General features: G+C 50.9%; 17 protein-coding genes. 5 read left to right on the top strand and 12 right to left on the bottom strand.

All coding sequences use genetic code 11. The annotated features are described in order from the left end of the window. The first annotated feature begins 615 nt into the window (after positions 1–615). Entirely contained in the window at positions 616–960 is a 345-nt protein-coding gene (locus tag H4O27_RS03855; protein ID WP_226883429.1) for a transposase, read from the top strand. 183 nt (positions 961–1,143) lie between these two features. On the opposite strand, the gene scpB is transcribed toward H4O27_RS03855, so the two are convergent. The 11 genes from scpB to H4O27_RS03800 form a co-directional block, all read right to left on the bottom strand. Continuing rightward, positions 1,144–1,752, bottom strand: a complete 609-nt coding sequence (scpB, locus tag H4O27_RS03850) for an SMC-Scp complex subunit ScpB (protein ID WP_165010669.1) — start codon at positions 1,750–1,752, stop codon at positions 1,144–1,146. Between the two features lie 34 nt (positions 1,753–1,786). After that, positions 1,787–1,993: a hypothetical protein gene (locus H4O27_RS03845; protein ID WP_226883427.1), complete on the bottom strand. Its 207-nt coding sequence runs from the start codon at positions 1,991–1,993 to the stop codon at positions 1,787–1,789. Between the two features lie 260 nt (positions 1,994–2,253). Then, complete coding sequence (ylqF, locus tag H4O27_RS03840; RefSeq protein ID WP_165010671.1) at positions 2,254–3,201, bottom strand: ribosome biogenesis GTPase YlqF; 948 nt, start codon at positions 3,199–3,201, stop codon at positions 2,254–2,256. Between the two features lie 108 nt (positions 3,202–3,309). Next, positions 3,310–3,549 carry a protocatechuate 3,4-dioxygenase gene (locus tag H4O27_RS03835; RefSeq protein ID WP_165010672.1) on the bottom strand — a complete coding sequence of 80 codons (240 nt, stop codon included), beginning with the start codon at positions 3,547–3,549 and terminating at the stop codon, positions 3,310–3,312. A gap of 34 nt (positions 3,550–3,583) precedes the next feature. After that, on the bottom strand, positions 3,584–4,438 hold the full coding sequence (gene rapZ, locus H4O27_RS03830; RefSeq protein WP_165010674.1) for an RNase adapter RapZ: 855 nt from the start codon (positions 4,436–4,438) through the stop codon (positions 3,584–3,586). Continuing rightward, on the bottom strand, positions 4,419–5,381 hold the full coding sequence (gene hprK, locus H4O27_RS03825) for an HPr(Ser) kinase/phosphatase (RefSeq protein ID WP_165010676.1): 963 nt from the start codon (positions 5,379–5,381) through the stop codon (positions 4,419–4,421). The genes rapZ and hprK overlap by 20 nt, the downstream gene beginning before the upstream one ends. 2 nt (positions 5,382–5,383) lie before the next feature. Further along, a complete protein-coding gene (gene ptsN, locus H4O27_RS03820; RefSeq protein WP_165010678.1) occupies positions 5,384–5,833 on the bottom strand; it encodes a PTS IIA-like nitrogen regulatory protein PtsN in 450 nt (149 codons plus the stop codon). Positions 5,834–6,181: 348 nt separating this feature from the next. After that, entirely contained in the window at positions 6,182–7,087 is a 906-nt protein-coding gene (gene ubiA / locus H4O27_RS03815) for a 4-hydroxybenzoate octaprenyltransferase (RefSeq protein ID WP_165010680.1), read from the bottom strand. A 602-nt stretch (positions 7,088–7,689) separates the two neighbouring features. Next, positions 7,690–8,892 carry a tryptophan synthase subunit beta gene (gene trpB / locus H4O27_RS03810; protein WP_165010682.1) on the bottom strand — a complete coding sequence of 401 codons (1,203 nt, stop codon included), beginning with the start codon at positions 8,890–8,892 and terminating at the stop codon, positions 7,690–7,692. Between the two features lie 133 nt (positions 8,893–9,025). Beyond that, the gene (locus H4O27_RS03805) at positions 9,026–9,619 is read right to left on the bottom strand and encodes a DNA glycosylase (RefSeq protein ID WP_165010684.1); all 594 of its coding nucleotides are present in this window, start codon (positions 9,617–9,619) and stop codon (positions 9,026–9,028) included. Beyond that, positions 9,612–10,247, bottom strand: a complete 636-nt coding sequence (locus H4O27_RS03800; RefSeq protein ID WP_165010686.1) for a phosphoribosylanthranilate isomerase — start codon at positions 10,245–10,247, stop codon at positions 9,612–9,614. The genes H4O27_RS03805 and H4O27_RS03800 overlap by 8 nt, the downstream gene beginning before the upstream one ends. Positions 10,248–10,384: 137 nt before the next feature. Between H4O27_RS03800 and mnmC1 the strand changes: the two genes are divergently transcribed. The 4 genes from mnmC1 to H4O27_RS03780 all read left to right on the top strand — a co-directional run bounded on the left by mnmC1 (position 10,385) and on the right by H4O27_RS03780 (position 15,489). Beyond that, positions 10,385–11,980 (top strand): FAD-dependent 5-carboxymethylaminomethyl-2-thiouridine(34) oxidoreductase MnmC1, encoded by a 1,596-nt coding sequence (gene mnmC1 / locus H4O27_RS03795; RefSeq protein ID WP_165010689.1) that lies wholly within the window; start codon positions 10,385–10,387, stop codon positions 11,978–11,980. Between the two features lie 251 nt (positions 11,981–12,231). Next, positions 12,232–12,852 (top strand): excalibur calcium-binding domain-containing protein, encoded by a 621-nt coding sequence (locus H4O27_RS03790; RefSeq protein WP_165010691.1) that lies wholly within the window; start codon positions 12,232–12,234, stop codon positions 12,850–12,852. A 233-nt stretch (positions 12,853–13,085) separates the two neighbouring features. Further along, positions 13,086–14,804, top strand: a complete 1,719-nt coding sequence (argS, locus tag H4O27_RS03785; protein ID WP_165010693.1) for an arginine--tRNA ligase — start codon at positions 13,086–13,088, stop codon at positions 14,802–14,804. Between the two features lie 91 nt (positions 14,805–14,895). Beyond that, positions 14,896–15,489, top strand: a complete 594-nt coding sequence (locus H4O27_RS03780) for a DUF2238 domain-containing protein (protein ID WP_165010695.1) — start codon at positions 14,896–14,898, stop codon at positions 15,487–15,489. Between the two features lie 66 nt (positions 15,490–15,555). On the opposite strand, the gene H4O27_RS03775 is transcribed toward H4O27_RS03780, so the two are convergent. Then, positions 15,556–16,362, bottom strand: a complete 807-nt coding sequence (locus H4O27_RS03775; RefSeq protein WP_206224770.1) for an aldo/keto reductase — start codon at positions 16,360–16,362, stop codon at positions 15,556–15,558. Positions 16,363–16,468: the final 106 nt, after the last annotated feature.

The following is a 16,468-nucleotide window of genomic DNA, read 5'->3' as shown; positions in this document are numbered from 1 at the left end:
TGTCTTTTTCAACAGTGTGAGGCTTGTCGCACTCACACTTATCGGTAATCTGTTTGTTAAAGAGCAAAAACCGAATTATATAACACCTAAACTGCTTGTCAACTCTTTTTTCAAAATCTATCGAAAATCCAAATCAACCGTGCTATAATTGTCAGTTCGGTTATTCACCGCCGAAGCAGCGAAGAACCGAACTATACCCCTCGCCCCAATACCCGTCAACCCATATCCTCAATAAATTTTAACCCAAACCGACAACCACCTGTTTTACAACCGGATTTAGTTCCAAACAAATGACATAAATCTTCAAAACCTTAAATCCCAATCCCCAACCTCGTCCTTGCAATAAAGGCCGAGACCTTTGTCCCCCAAAAGAAACCTCTAAATTCCCCTAAACTGGATTTAGAGGATTTCCCATAAGCAGCTTCTCCCAACAAACCGCTCAAACCATCATTGTCGTCTGTGGAGGGTATCGCCGGCGAAATCGCCCCCGGCAAAGGCAAAGATGCCCGTCGGATAAAAAAGACGGCAAATTCAAACCAGCTGTAAACAACACCCCCGTACCGGCCAAGAAGGCTATACCGGCCGACTGCCTGTCAGCCCCGCCAACGAACACAAGTGCCGCTACTTCGAACCTTTATTGAACGGCATAACCGAATACACCGCCTTATATGCCGGCAAAGGCTGCAATGCTTAAACAACAAAAAACTTTCGGACGGCATTATGCGTAAAGCCCACCGTGGCTGCCTCTTAACAGACGAAGGCAAACAACGCAACCGATACTTATCAAATACCCGTTATGCGGCGGAACAGGGTTTCGGTACATTGCACCGCAAGTTCCGCTGCCATAGGGCAACATATTTCGGCTTACGGAAAGCGAATGCGCAAAGTCATTTGAAAGCGGTGTGTTTGAATTTGCCCAAAACGGCAAACAAATTTAACCTCGCTGCGCCTGCTGCCTGAAAAGGGGAGTACCCGGGAAATCGGGGGCTTGGGTGGCAGGATTTGGAAACTTAGGGAAATCTGTGTGCTTGGAGGAGAAATAAAGGTTGCTTGATAACTCAAGTAACCTTTATGGTTTGAAAAAGGGAATTTTGCAAAGGTTTTAGGCCGTCTGAAACAGGATTTGTTTCAGACGGCCTTAATTTAAAAGCTGCCCTGAATGCCGGGGAATTCTGTTTGCTCTTCGTCTTCATCACCTGTCGGCAGTGTGTCGATTAAATCAGGCAACACCAGCCCGCCCAATTCGGTCAACGGCGGCAGATCTTCCAAGCTGTCTAAATTCAAATCACTTAAGAAACGTGCCGTGGTTGCCCAAAGAGATGGTCTGCCGACAGAATCACGATGCCCGATGACTTCAATCCAGCCCCGATCCTGCAAAGTCTGCATCACGTTTTGTGACACCGCCACACCGCGAATGCCTTCGATGTCGCCTCGCGTGACCGGTTGCTGGTAAGCAATGATTGCCAGCGTTTCCATCACCGCACGCGAATAGCGCGGCGCACGCTGCTCTTGCAAACTGCCTAATCGCTCAAACGCCGCCTGCGCAATTTGAAAGCGCCAGCCTTCATGCGTATGCACCAATTGCAACGCACGGTTTTGCCAACGCGCTTTCAAATTCGACAACACATCAATTAACTTATCTTGCGACAACGGCGGCACACACAATTCGCGCATCGCTTTTTCGCTTAAAGGCTCGACTTGTGTCAGCAAAGCCGCTTCAATCAGCGCATCAGGGGAAATTTTTTCGTTCATTTTAATCATCAATCTTTTCAGACGGCCTCAACTGTCAAAATACACCAAAGCCCTTGTTTTGCAACAGATGAAATCTACGCTGCCGCGCTTTTTTCAGATTTTTCGCATCAATCACATAAACATTGATGTTTGGCGTACTACCGCCGCAAACCACCGGAAACACCATGCCGTGCAACACATCCGCTTGCACCGCATGAACCTTAATGCCGTCCAATTCACCCGACATTTCTTGTGCACTCACACCACTGCCGCTTCCACATTGGTGCGGCCCATCGGATTTATATACCGAAACACGTTCCGCATGGATAGATTGGCCATCTGAAACTGCACAAGCAGTTAAAAGCAGTGCGGTGCACAAAAAAGTAAAGACTTGAAAGGCATAACATTCTCATTTAGCAGGGTGGATGGTAACCCCGCCACGTCCATTCTTATATTTAAATGGCGGGTTACACCTGCCCTAATTTTTCAGGCGGCCTTTGTAAATTCAAGACTGTCTGAAACTTATTCACCATGGTTCTGCAGCTTATGTCCTTTGCGTTCTGCGTTTTTCGCTTCGCGCATGGCTTTGAGCTCGGCTTCTTTTTGGCGGGCTTTTTTCAGCCATGCCTCCCATTGGTTTGGCGTTTCCAAGGTAATGCGGCCGATTTGGCCGTCACGGAAATCGGTCAGGATGTTTTCAGCAGCTTTTTGGTAATTGATGCGGCCGCCGCCGAGTAAGGAACCGCGTTTTTTGGCAATCCATTCAAACCATGCGACATCGTCCCAATGGCTGCTTGGGGCTTTGTCAGCTTGATAACGCTCTTGCAAAAGCGGCAGATAGTGGCGGCGCAGGTAGTCTAACAGTTCAAGCGCGACTTCTTCTTCGTCCAAGGCATTACGGCCGACGGCACCGCTGGCAGCCAGATTGTAGCCGGATTCTTCGACAATGATTTTCGGCCACAGCATGCCGGGTGTATCGTACAGCCAGAAATCATCGGCGAGGAACAGACGCTGTTCGGCTTTGGTGATGCCGGGTTCGTTACCGGTTTTGGCTGATTTTTTGCCGATCATGCCGTTGATTAAGGTGGACTTACCGACATTGGGAATGCCGCAAATCAATACGCGCAAGGGTTTATCCAAACCACCGCGGTTGGGCATCATTTTGCGGCAGACTCGGGTGATTTTTCCATGTGCGCCTCTTTCAGACGAATCGAGTGCGATGGCTTGGGTATCGGTTTGGCTGTTGTAGTGATTGAGCCAAACTTGTGTGCGTTCGGGGTCGGCAAGGTCTTGTTTATTTAAGATTTTGAGCTTGGGCTTACCGCGCGACAATTGCGCCAATAAAGGATTTTCACTTGAAGCGGGCAAACGCGCGTCAAGCATTTCGATGACCATATCGATGGATTTGATGCGGTCGCCGATGGTTTTTTTGGCTTTGTTCATGTGGCCGGGGAACCATTGGATTGCCATGTTATTGCTTTCTGTAATTGGATATTTTTTAAGGCGGCCGATTCAGCATGAAAGGCCGTCTGAAAAGGGATTTTAACCTTTTCAGACGGCCTTTGGTATGTTTCGTGCTTACATATTGCCGGTAATGTAGCGGTAATAGCCGGCCTCATCCATGCATTGTTCCAGCGATTTAGGCTGCTTGCCTTGTTTGGCATCCTGATTAGCTTGTGAAATGCAGGTGCGCTGCTGGCGGGCAACATCGCTTTCGCTCATGCCGACCTGGTGCCAACGGTAAGGGCTGACGGTGGTGGTGTTACAGGCAGCCAGCACTAAGGCAGCGCATAATGGAAATACAATTTTTGCAGTCATGAATTTTGTCCTTTTTATCGAGGCCGTCTGAAAATTAACGGCCGGAAAGGTTTTGCGCTTGGCGGTGGCGCACCAGTAATTCGTATTTTCCGGCCAAACGTTCGGCCAGTTTTTCCACCACATACACAGAGCGGTGTTGCCCGCCGGTGCAGCCGATGCCGATGGTGACATAGCTGCGGCTTTCCTGCTGCATGCGCGGTAACCAGCGGTTAATAAATTGGTCGATGTCGTTCACCATTTCTTGCGCCAGCCGCTGCTGGTCGAGATAATCCTGAATTTCTTTATCCATGCCGTTAAATGGGCGCAATTCAGGGTCATAATAAGGGTTGGGCAGGCTGCGCATGTCGAACATAAAATCGACATTGTTCGGCACGCCGTATTTGAAACCGAACGATTCCAAAATCACCAATAAACCGTGGCGCTCAATGTTGAGCCATTGTTGCACGGCATAGCGCAATTGCTGCGCGTTCATTTTTGATGTGTCGATGCAATAGGCCATCTGACGCAATGGAAACAACCATGCGCGTTCTTCGCGCAGGCTTTCGAGCAAGGTTAAATTGTGGCCGGATAATGGGTGGCCTCGACGGGTTTCGGAAAAGCGACGCACCAACACGCTCTCTTCTGCTTCAATGAACAACACTTCAACTTGATGGCCTTGTTCGCGCAAATATTGGATTTGCTCTTCGGTCTGATCAATATCAATTTTGGAACGGATATCGACACTCACGCCCAAGCTATCCACTTCATCGCGCGCAACGTGATGCGACACCAATGAGGGCATTAACTCCAGAGGCAGATTGTCGACACAGTAATAACCTAAGTCTTCCAGTTGCTTGAGGGCAACAGATTTTCCCGAACCGGAAAGACCGCTAATTAATACTATTTTCATGGCTTTGTTCGTTTTCTTTCAGCAGTGTTTGATGGCGTTCTAAAAATTCTCGCGTGCTGTCTTTTCCGCGCAACTGCAAAATATAATTGCGCACCGCAGCTTCAACCAATACCGACAAGTTTCGACCCACTGCCACAGGCAGCATGACCGATCGGACATTGACGTTGAGAATGGATTCGGTTTCGGTACGAATACTCAAGCGGTCAAGCTGCTTCATGTATTCGTCGTCGGCCGGAATGAGGTTAATGATTAATTGTAGGATCTTTTTCGGACGAATCGAGGTCTCGCCGAAAATATGACGGATATTCAACACGCCCAAGCCGCGAACTTCCAAAAAGTCACGCAACATCGGCGGGCAGCGGCCTTCCAATACTTCGGGACCGGTACGGAACAATTCGACGGCATCGTCGGCAATCAGGCTGTGGCCGCGTGAAATCAGCTCCAAAGCCAGTTCGCTTTTACCCAAGCCGGAATGGCCGGTAATCAACACACCAATTTCAAATACATCCAAAAATACGCCGTGTTTGGTGACCGATGTAGCCAGCGTGCGTTGCAGGTAAATCCGCAACACATCCATCAAATACGGGCTTTCCAACTTGGAAGTGAGTAGCGGAATGCTGTTGGTGTGACAATAATCGCGCAATTTCGACGACACGGGCAAGCCGTTGGCAACAATCACCAAGGCCATCGGAATATCAAATAATTCGCCAAAATCGTAATTGAGCTCGCCCGATTCCAAGCGATTAAGGTATTCGGCTTCGGCCACCCCCACCACTTGAATCTGATTGGGGTGGATAAAATTCAAATGGCCGACCAGCGCCAAAACGGGCTTGTCGGCCTCAACACCGATACGGTTATCCGCGCCTGAATTACCTGCGGCCCAAGCCAATTGCAGCTTGTGCTGATTATCGGAATACAGACGGCGGACGGATATACTCGGCATAGTTACTCTTCAGTTAATAATTTTTGCACTTCTTCGGCATCGGAAGCCGTCATCAAGGCTTCGCGTACGGCTTTTTGGGAAAACTTGCCGGCCAGTTTCGACAATACTTCCAAATGCTCACCGGTGGCGTTTTCCGGCACCAGCAGCACAAACACCAGCGAAACCGGTTTGCCGTCGGGTGCGTCGAAAGAAATCGGCTCTTTGGTACGGATAAACGCGCCTACTGCTTTTTGCACGCAGGCATCGCGGCCATGCGGAATCGCCACGCCCTGTCCTAAACCGGTAGTGCCTAATTTTTCGCGGGCAAACAGGCATTCGAATACATCTGCGCGCGGCAGCCCTGCTTCGTTTTCCAACAACAAGCCGACTTGCTCGAACAAGCGCTTTTTGCTGCTGACTTCCACATCCAATTCAATATGGGACAACGGTAGAATTTCGCCAATCAGGCTCATAGGAATCTCTTTTAAGAGGTAGCAAAACAAGATGGAATTGTACCGACAGTCGGCACAAATCTCAATCCCAAGCGTACAATTTACATTAAAAGCCTTACGCTTTCAGACGGCATTTTAATGATCCTTAACATCGTCGTCTCATTTTAGTTTTATCTTAACTCATTAAAATTAAATAATTATTTAAATATTTAATCAATATGCATATCATTATATGCACTATTTCTCGAGATTAAAACAATAGAATTTTTAAATTACGTTAATCGATTTTCACGCCCCATCATCACCCGTCAACAAAAATACCCGCCTTAGCGGCCGGTATTTTTCAGACGGCCTCCAATCCATTTTTACTCAAACCAACTTCCACAAATAATGGCCGACCAAACCTAAAAACCAAGCCAAGCCTATGCGGTTGTTTTCCAAAAAAGTGCGGAAACATACTTGGCGGTCGCGCGTTTTAATCGCATGGTATTGGTTAACCTGCCACCAAGCGGTCACAGGCAGCATCAGCCAATAAGGCCATGTGGCGCCGATTTGCAAACCCAGTACCACCATCAGCGCAGTAAACCAAAAATGGCACAACATCACCGCCTCAATATCATGCCGGCCGAAAGTGACGGCTGATGTTTTGATGCCGATTTTCAAATCGTCTTCCTTATCGGCCATGGCGTAAATCGTGTCGTAAGCCAAAGTCCATAAGGCATTGGCGACAAAAATCAGCCATGCAACCGGCGGCACGTCATTGGTAATCGCGGCAAACGCCATCGGTATACCGAATGAAAATGCCAAGCCCAAATAAAATTGCGGAATCGGGAAAAAACGCTTGGTAAACGGGTAAGTCATCGCCAAAAACAAGGCCGGCAAGCTCATCAGCCAAGTCAGCGAGTTCATCGGCACCAAACACATCGCCGCCAGCAAACACAAAATCAAGGTCAACAGCAAAGCTTCGGCTTTACTGACTTGTCCGCGCGCAAACGGGCGGTTTTTGGTGCGCTCGACTGCGCCGTCAAAATCGCGGTCGGCATAATCATTAATCACGCAACCGGCACTGCGCATGAGAAACGTGCCGATGGTAAAGGAGAGAAAAATGATGTATCCGGGATGACCTTCGGCAGCCACCCACATCGCCCAATAAGTCGGCCACAGCAATAATAAGGTGCCGATGGGTTTTTCCACACGCATCAGCCGCGAGTAAATCAAAATACGCCCAACGGCATAGCGCGGTAAAAAGCGCAGGAGTAATCGTCTAATGTTCATGTGCGAATGGGAAATCAAGAAATCATGGCAAACGGAATATTATGTTTTCAAACGCGTTTTATTTGACATTATAGTCTAAACTGCGTGGCATTATCCGTTTTTGCTATGGCGATATCATCATTTTTTACTTTTGGTTACAAAGGAGCAGCGTCTGAAACCGATAAAAAAAGCCGTCCGAACGTTTCAGACGGCCTCTTTAAATTCTGCCGACGCGAAAGACGCAGATGGCGGAAGCAAAACCATAGATATAGTGGATTCACTTTAAAATAGGACAAGGCGGCGAGCCGGAGACAGTATAGATAATACGGCCGGGCGAACCAACGCCGTACTATTTTAAAGCGGATCCACTATAATTAAAGTGGAGGTTCAGGGTGTACAGGCAAGCGCACCCAATGCCGTAGGCGTATCTGCACCACAACATTGTTTAGTATCCGCTCCCGCCCAAGCGGGACGACGGCCGATGGCTTGCGCTCCCGTCTGCGATTGGCAATATTACCGGCAAACTGTCCGGCCAGAAAGTCTTGAAAGGTGCGAAGGACGCTGAGGCCAAGTGGAAAGAGGTGACGGCGAAGATGAAAGACCTTGCCGATAAACCATCAAAATTACAATTCAATGCCTTTTAATGTCGCCACGGTATTGATGTCTTTGTCGCCACGGCCGGACAAGTTCACCAAAATCACTTGGCTTTTGTCCATTTTCGGCGCATTTTCCACTGCCCAAGCCAAAGCATGGCTGGATTCCAAGGCCGGAATAATGCCTTCGAATTGGCACAACAAATCAAACGCATTCAAAGCCGCTTCATCATTGGCAACGGTGTATTCCACGCGGCCGATGTCGTGCAGGTGGCTGTGTTCGGGACCAATCCCCGGATAATCCAAACCGGCCGATACCGAATGTGTGCCCAAAATCTGGCCATCTTCATCTTGCATCAGATAGCTGCGGAAGCCGTGCAACACGCCTATCGGTGCGCGAGAACTAATCGGCGCGGCGTGTTCCGGCGTATCCACACCATGGCCGCCCGCTTCCACGCCAATCAAGCGCACGTTTTCTTCGCCGATATAGGGGTGGAACAAGCCAATCGCATTCGAGCCGCCGCCCACACAGGCCACGGCCACATCAGGCTGGCGGCCGATGGCTTCCTGCATTTGTTTTTTCGCTTCGTTGCCGATAACGCATTGGAAATCACGCACCATTTCAGGATAAGGCGCAGGGCCGGCGGCGGTGCCGATGATATAGAAAGTATCGTCCGCGCGTGCGACCCATTCACGCATGGCTTCGTTCATCGCATCTTTCAACGTGCGGCTGCCGCTTTCCACGCCGACTACGTTGGCACCCAATAATTTCATGCGGAACACATTCGGCATTTGACGCTGAATATCGTCGGCGCCCATGTACACGTCGCAAGTCATGCCGAAACGCGCCGCTACGGTAGCCGAAGCCACGCCGTGCTGGCCGGCGCCTGTTTCCGCAATCACGCGCTTTTTGCCCATGCGTTTGGCCAGCAAAGCCTGACCGATGGTGTTGTTGACTTTATGCGCGCCGGTGTGGTTTAAGTCTTCGCGTTTCAACCAAATCTGCGCACCGCCCAAATGCCCGCTCAAACGCTCGGCATGATAAACAGGACTCGGGCGGCCGACATAATGTTTCAAATCATGCTCGAATGCCGCCCAAAATTCAGGATCCTGCTTCGCTTCGGTGTAAGCCTGTTTCAACTCTTCCAACGCGGGAATGAGCGTTTCCGATACATACAGACCGCCGTGTTCGCCGAAAAATCCCTGTTGGTCGGGTGCTTGATAATTTTGCATGAATGAATTCCTTTGCGGGGTTCGGACAGCCTGATTTATATTCAGGCCGTCTGAAAACAATAATTTTAATGAATGCCGATTATACACTTATTTTCCGTGTAAACGCGTGTATCTGCGTGCAAAAACCCACGTTTTATAATAACCCGGCAAACTCAAAAAACGCCCGATACGCCGCCGTTTTCTTGTCAAAACCCAAAGGATACGCGCGTGAAGTAGACGGCAATCGTGTGAGCGTTAAAGCGCGGCCTTGGTACACATAATCGATGGTTTCGCCTGTTTTCGGCAATACAGTCTTCTCCGGCAGCAAACCGAGCAACACTTCCGTGGCTTTGCCGCCGGTAGTGAACAAATGCCTGCAATGCGGCAGCTTGTGCAACACCGCCGCCAAATCCACCGCTTCGACCACTTTCAAAAACTTATCCGAAGCGTTGTCCTGTTCGCGCACGGCTTTGCACACCGTCGGGCAAGACGCAATGCCGCGCTCATGCAAAAAAGCAATAATCTTTTCTGCATCAAAGGCTTTTTCAGACGGCCTTTGGAAATGCGTTTTGTCGCCGAAAAACACTTCGCCGTAAATGCGCCACATATCATTCTGAAAATTCGGATAATGAAACTGCATAGCGCGTTTGTCGTCTTTGGGCGGAAACGTGCCCATCATCATCGCCGTGGCGTTGGGCGGCAGAATCGGCGGGAAAGGATGGGTTTCAACGATGGATTTGCTACTCATCACCGCGCCCCGCTTTTGCCACGGCTCGCAAAAACGCCGCCATTTTTTCCGCATCTTTAATGCCGCCGCTGCTTTCCACTCCGCCGGACACGTCTACCGCCGCCGCGCCGCTGATTTGAACCGCTTCGGCCACATTGCCGGCATTCAAGCCGCCTGCCAACACCCACGGTTTGTCGCGGTAATCGGCGAGCAGTTTCCAGTCGAACTGCAAACCCGTGCCGCCGTATTCGTCGGGGTGATATGCGTCAAACAACACTGCGCGGGCATGGGGGAATCTGCTTGAGGCCGTCTGAATGTCTGCCGCGCTTTGCACGCGCACGGCTTTTAAATAGGGGCGGTCAAACTGGCGGCAAAATCCATCGTCCTCATCGCCGTGAAACTGAATCACATCAATCGGCACTTGGCGCAGCGTTTCGCGGATTTGCCCGGCCGTTTCGTTGACAAACAGTGCCGCCACCGTCACAAACGGCGGCAAAGCAGCCACGACCGCTTGCGCCTGTTGAATATCGACCGCGCGTTTGCTGTCGGCAAAAAACACCAGCCCGACGGCATCTACGCCCAACTGCGCCGCAACGCGTGCGTCTTCGGGGCGGGTAAAGCCGCAGATTTTGGTTCGGATTCGGGTCATGCGTGCTCCTTAGATTTCAGCTTGCAGAAGCCTATTATAAAGCAAAGGCCGTCTGAAAAATAAGCGGTTTTGCGGCGGCGCAATCGATAAAGCGCATTTTCGCATTACAATACGCTTTTTATTCAGACGGCCTCATTATGAATTACCTTGCTTGGAACAGCATCCCTACACTTGCCGAGCTCATGCGCACGCTCGACAGCCATGCCAAACCGCTTTATTGGGCAGTGTGTCTGCCTGCGCGGGAAATACCGGTATTCAGGCCGTCTGAAAACGCCGGCGCTTTAGAACAAATGCTGGCCGAAGCTATTGAGCGCAAAATCGGCTGCCTGCAATTCAATGCAGTGAATGTGTTGGCCAACGTGTTGCCTGATGTGCATTTGTGGCTGGTGCCGTCTGAACATGCAGCCGATATCCAAACGCATTTTCCTCAAGCCCTGCAATGGCAAACCGCACCGATAATGCAACGGGAAACCGCTTTGAAACCGTGGTTCAGTCCGATTGAACGCAAGTCAAAACCGGCCTGCGCCATCGTCATCGGCGCAGGCATAGCCGGTGCGGCCACCGCACGGGAGCTGGCCGGACACGGCGTACGCGTGACCGTGCTTGAAGCCAAGCATATCGCCAATGCCGGCTCGGGCAACCGCCAAGGTTTGCTGTATGCCAAAATCTCGCCGCACCAGACCGAGCAAACTGAATTGCTGTTGGCGGGCTACGGCTACACGCGGCGGTTGTTGGCCGATTTGCCGTACGGCCGGCACACTTGGGGCGGCAATGGCGTGTTGCACATCAATTTCAACGAGGCCGAACGCAAACGCAATCAGGCATTGGGTTTGCAGCGCCATCATGCGCATTTATACCGCACTGTTTCCCAACAAGAAGCGGCAGAAATCGCAGGGATTGATATCGGTTCAGACGGCCTCTATTGGCCGCAAGGCGTGTGGCTCAATCCGCCTGCTTTGGTGCATGCTTTATTGAATCATCCCTTGATTGACGTGCATGAATACACACCGCTGCTTTCAGCCGAATTTGACGGCACAGCTTGGACGGCACACACTGTACAAGGCCGTTTCGACGCCGGCCATCTAATTTACTGCATGGGCGCACACAGCCCAAAAGCGCCCGAGCGCAACGTTTCCGCACTGCCGTTCCGCCAAATCCGCGGTCAAACCGGTATTGCTGCTGCAAGCGCGTTGTCGGCCAAGCTGCGTTGCGCAGTATCGGGCGAAAGCTACATCAGCCCGAGCTGGCAGGGGCAACACTGCTATGGTGCGACTTTTGTGTTAAACAGCAGCGATGAAACGTGGCATCAACACGAAGAATCACAAAACCGCGCCGCCTTGCATGATTTAAATCCCACTTTGGCCGATTCGCTGTTTTCAGACGGCCTTAACCCTTTGGCCGAATCCAAAGGCCACACGGCTTTGCGTTGCGACAGTTTGGATCATTTGCCGATGGTCGGCGCGGTGGGCGACATTGCCGCCATGCAGGAGGTGTACGCAAAACTGGCTTTAGACAAACATTACCGTCTAAATGACCCCTGCCCTTACCTGCCCAACGCCTGGCTTAACACTGCCCACGGCACGCGCGGCTTAGCGACTGCACCGATTTGCGCCGCATCTCTGGCGGCGGAAATCTTAAACCTGCCGCAACCTTTGTCGCCACGCCTGAAAGCCGCGCTGCACCCCAACCGTGCCGTAATTCGGGCGATTGTGCGCCATCAGCCGCTGTTATGAAGATAGGCCGTCTGAAACCCGTCTGTCTCCATCCCACAACTTACCCGCCAGATACTTGCGTTTGACACTATGAATAAGGAAATCATGGCAAACCAGTGATTTTCTCTCAGAATCAATATTTTTCAGACGGCCTTGGAAACCTTTACGCATAAAATCAGGTCTGAGTAAACGTCTGGCAACGAAATAAGCAGCACATTATCGGGCAGATTGATTTACAATATTCCGAATAATTATTCATATCTTAAAAAATCATGCGTTATTACGGTACTATTGTCCGTTGGAACGAAAGCCGACGCTTCGGTGCAATACGGGAGGAAAGCACCGAAAACGAAATTTTTGTTGCGTTTTCTGCATTCAACGGCGACACCGAAGGCCCTTTTGAAGGCCAACGGGTTTCCTTTTATCTCGCCAACGGCCGGCAAGGCCGCAGCGAGGCTCAAGATGTCCGCTTTGTCGATGACTTTGATGATGCCTCATCACCATCCTATGCCGATTACCGCAAGCAAGGTAACGGTTCTTCGCGCGCAGGCGGTGTGTTGCTGACGATTGCATTGGTCGCAGCGCTGCTCAGCGGCGGTTGGTACGGCCGGCAGGCTTGGCAAAGCCACCACACGCAAACTGTTCACACCACCCCGCAGCCCGATTCCATGGTCGCCACCATTGCCGCGCAGATGAAAGCCGAGCGCAAAGCATGGAATCAGGCCGTCAAATCACCCGCTTCGGCTAAGCCGTCGGCCAAATTCAGCTGCGACGGGCGACAATATTGTTCGCAAATGAACTCGCGCGAAGAAGCCGAATTCTTTATCCGCCATTGTCCGAACACCAAAATGGATGGCGACAACGACGGCATTCCGTGCGAAAACCGCTGGTAGCCTGAAGCCTTTCAAACCTTAATTTGAGTGTAGCTCGAAGCAGGCGCAACGCATAACCGAGAAATGTGCCAAAAATGGCGGTTTTGCACAGTTCTCAATATATTTATAAAGGCCGTCTAAAAAAATAATCCTTTCAGACGGCCTTTATGCTGTCTTAAAACACCGGTTTCCCTTAAAATACCGCCTGAACAAATGACCGCATGATTTGCATTTATCTAAGAGACTGAAACACTATGAATTTACACCAAACCGTAGCGCGTGAAGCCGAAGCCGCTTTCACCGCCGCCGGTATTGCCGGTGCGCCTGTTGTGTTGCAACCGGCCAAAAATGCCGACTTCGGCGATTTCCAAATCAACGGCGTGATGGGTGCGGCCAAACAGGCCAAGCAAAATCCGCGCGAGTTGGCGCAAAAAGTGGCCGATGCGCTGGCCGGCAACGCCGTTATCGAATCCGCCGAAGTAGCCGGCCCCGGCTTTATCAACCTGCGTTTACACGCTGATTTTTTGGCACAAAACATTCAGACGGCCTTAAACGACACCCGCTTGGGCGTGGCTGAAAATGCCGGGCCGAAAACCGTGGTTATCGACTATTCTTCGCCGAATTTGGCCAAAGAAATGCACGTCGGCCATTTGCGCTCGAGCATCATCGGCGACAGCATTTCGCGCGTATTAGAATTTTTAGGCGACAAAGTTATCCGCCAAAACCACGTCGGCGACTGGGGCACACAATTCGGCATGCTGGTGGCCTATATGGTGGAGCAGCAAAAAGACAATGCCGCGTTTGAGCTTGCCGATTTGGAACAATTCTACCGCGCCGCCAAAGTGCGCTTTGACGAAAGCCCGGAATTTGCCGACACCGCCCGCGAATATGTGGTGAAACTGCAAGGCGGCGACGAAACCGTGTCGGCCCTGTGGAAGCAGTTTGTCGAAATTTCCTTAAGCCACGCGCAAGCCGTTTACGACATGCTTGGCCTGAAGCTGCGCCCTGAAGACGTGGCGGGCGAATCGATTTACAACGATGATTTGCAGCCTGTAGTCGATGACTTGGTGGCTCAGGGTTTGGCGGTCGAAGACGACGGCGCGAAAGTGGTGTTTTTGGACGAATTTAAAAACAAAGAAGGCGAACCGGCAGCATTTATCGTGCAAAAACAAGGCGGCGGCTTTTTGTATGCGTCCACCGATTTGGCCTGCGTGCGCCACCGTGTCGGCCGTCTGAAAGGCGAACGTTTGCTGTATGTCGTTGACCACCGCCAAGGTTTGCATTTTGAACAGCTTTTCACCACTTCGCGCAAAGCCGGCTACCTGCCGCAAAACGTAGAAGCGAAATTTATCGGCTTCGGCACCATGATGGGCAAAGACGGCAAGCCGTTCAAAACCCGTTCGGGCGACACGGTGAAGCTGGTGGATTTGCTGGATGAAGCGGTAGAACGCGCCACCGAATTGGTGCAAAGCAAAAACCCTGATTTAAGCGCGGAAGAAGTCGCACAAATCGGCCAAACCGTCGGCATCGGCGCAGTAAAATACGCTGATTTGAGCAAAAACCGCACCAGCGATTATGTGTTCGATTGGGACGCGATGCTGAGCTTCGAAGGCAACACCGCCCCCTACCTGCAATACGCCTACACCCGCGTGCAGAGCGTATTTAAAAAAGCCGGCGATTGGGACGCGGCCGCGTCTTTGGCCTTGGCAGAGCCTTTGGAAAAACAACTGGCGCTGGAATTACTGAAATTTGAAGATGTGTTGCGCAATACTGCCGAGAGCAGCCACCCGCATTACTTGGCCGCCTATCTTTACCAAGTAGCAACACTGTTCTCGCGCTTCTACGAAGCCTGCCCGATTTTGAAAGCCGAAGGCCAAGCGCGCAACACGCGTTTGCAGTTGGCCAAACTCACCGGCAACACGCTGAAACAAGGCTTGGATTTGCTCGGCATTGACACGCTGGACGTAATGTAATTAACAGGTTAATTATCATCAAGGCCGTCTGAAAAGATATTTTTCAGACGGCCTTTTTGCTATTATGCCTTTTTAATTCTTTAAGATACTTATGAACCGTTATCATCTGATGCCGGCGATTGTCGTCGCTACCCTGATTTGGTCGGGCATCAACCCCAAAGACTACCCGACTTGGGGCTTGGAAGTGGCTCCGGCCGTTATCGGTGCAGTTTTGCTGCCGGCTACTTACCGCCGCTTCCGCTTCAGTGATTTTGCCTATTGGGTGATGACGTTTCACGCGGTGGTGTTGATTGTCGGCGGGCATTACACTTATGCCGAAGTGCCGTTGTTTGACTGGCTGAAAGAGCCTTTGGGCTGGGAGCGCAACAATTACGACAAGCTGGGCCACTTCATGCAGGGCTTCTCACCGGCGGTTATCGCGGCGGAAATTTTGTGGCGCAACCAAGTGGTTACCGGCCGCAACTGGTTGGTTTTTCTCAGCTTTTGCGTGTGCATGGCCATCAGTGCGGCGTATGAATTGATTGAATGGTCGGTGGCAGTATTGAGCGGCCAAAGTGCAGAAGCGTTTTTAGGCACGCAAGGTTATGAGTGGGATACTCAGTCCGACATGATGTGGTGCGGCATCGGCGCCTGTGTGATGTTGGCTTGTTTGGTGTCTAAAAATCATTTTAAGACAATGCGTTGAAATTACACCGAACAAATGAAGGCTGCCTGAACAAAAATATTCAGACGGCCTATTCATCTCAAATATTCAAGGCACTTCATGCCCCAACGCGGCGGAATACACGTTAATCCATGCTTCTTCACTGAAGTGGATGGTCAGCGCATCAACTGCATTTTTCACACGCTCGATTTTACCGGTGCTAACTATCGGCATCATACCGCTCGGATGGTTAAGCATCCAAGCGTAGGCCAGTGTGTCGATGCGGGTTTCGCCGTAGGCTTCTCCTGCTTGCAACAAGGCTTGTGCTACGCGTTGGCTTTGTCCGTTGCTGCCGTCAAACAATTTACCGCCGGCCAAAGGCGACCATGTCATCGGTTTGGCAAGTTTTTCCAAGAGATAATCCAGGCTGCCGTCTTCAAACGGCGCGATATGCAAAGGAGAAATCTCGATTTGTTTGGTAACCAAGGGTTGATTGACGTACGATTGCAACATGTTGAATTTTTGAGTGGGATAATTCGACACGCCGAAATGGCGCACCAAGCCGCGCGAACGCAGATTGTCAAATGCCGCTGCGGCTTCTTCGGAGTTCAGGCAAGGTGATGGGCGGTGCATCAGCAATAAATCGAGATGGTCGCAATTCAATTCTTTTACCGAACGTTCGGCCGACCGGATAATGTGTTCGGCGCTGTTGTCGTAGTATCTGCTTTTCATCTTCGGCAAGGCTTCGTTGGGGAAAGAAATACCGCATTTGCTCACAATCGTCATTTGATCGCGCAGGCTTTTTTCCAATTTCAGCGCTTGGCCAACCCGGCCTTCGTTGATGGAACCTCCGTAACAGGCCGCATGCTCAAACGTGTTGATACCCACACCCAAAACTTCATGAATCAGCTTCAAACAGCCTCACGCATCTAAATCGCCATTCATGCGCACGCCAATAGCCGTGTACCAAACGGCTCATGTTTAAATCTTGGTTAACGGTATGGTAATGCATATCGTTCCT

Source organism: Neisseria yangbaofengii, from assembly GCF_014898075.1.
GTDB lineage: Bacteria > Pseudomonadota > Gammaproteobacteria > Burkholderiales > Neisseriaceae > Neisseria > Neisseria yangbaofengii.
This window is presented reverse-complemented; position numbering and strand designations above follow the sequence as displayed.

Excerpts from the sequence above, each read along its gene's own strand:
- scpB (WP_165010669.1), bottom strand. The coding sequence starts at position 1,752 with ATGAACGAAAAAATTTCCCCTGATGCGCTGATTGAAGCGGCTTTGCTG.
- ylqF (WP_165010671.1), bottom strand. The coding sequence starts at position 3,201 with ATGGCAATCCAATGGTTCCCCGGCCACATGAACAAAGCCAAAAAAACC.
- H4O27_RS03835 (WP_165010672.1), bottom strand. The coding sequence starts at position 3,549 with ATGACTGCAAAAATTGTATTTCCATTATGCGCTGCCTTAGTGCTGGCT.
- rapZ (WP_165010674.1), bottom strand. The coding sequence starts at position 4,438 with ATGAAAATAGTATTAATTAGCGGTCTTTCCGGTTCGGGAAAATCTGTT.
- hprK (WP_165010676.1), bottom strand. The coding sequence starts at position 5,381 with ATGCCGAGTATATCCGTCCGCCGTCTGTATTCCGATAATCAGCACAAG.
- ptsN (WP_165010678.1), bottom strand. The coding sequence starts at position 5,833 with ATGAGCCTGATTGGCGAAATTCTACCGTTGTCCCATATTGAATTGGAT.
- ubiA (WP_165010680.1), bottom strand. The coding sequence starts at position 7,087 with ATGAACATTAGACGATTACTCCTGCGCTTTTTACCGCGCTATGCCGTT.
- trpB (WP_165010682.1), bottom strand. The coding sequence starts at position 8,892 with ATGCAAAATTATCAAGCACCCGACCAACAGGGATTTTTCGGCGAACAC.
- H4O27_RS03805 (WP_165010684.1), bottom strand. The coding sequence starts at position 9,619 with ATGAGTAGCAAATCCATCGTTGAAACCCATCCTTTCCCGCCGATTCTG.
- H4O27_RS03800 (WP_165010686.1), bottom strand. The coding sequence starts at position 10,247 with ATGACCCGAATCCGAACCAAAATCTGCGGCTTTACCCGCCCCGAAGAC.
- mnmC1 (WP_165010689.1), top strand. The coding sequence starts at position 10,385 with ATGAATTACCTTGCTTGGAACAGCATCCCTACACTTGCCGAGCTCATG.
- H4O27_RS03790 (WP_165010691.1), top strand. The coding sequence starts at position 12,232 with ATGCGTTATTACGGTACTATTGTCCGTTGGAACGAAAGCCGACGCTTC.
- argS (WP_165010693.1), top strand. The coding sequence starts at position 13,086 with ATGAATTTACACCAAACCGTAGCGCGTGAAGCCGAAGCCGCTTTCACC.
- H4O27_RS03780 (WP_165010695.1), top strand. The coding sequence starts at position 14,896 with ATGAACCGTTATCATCTGATGCCGGCGATTGTCGTCGCTACCCTGATT.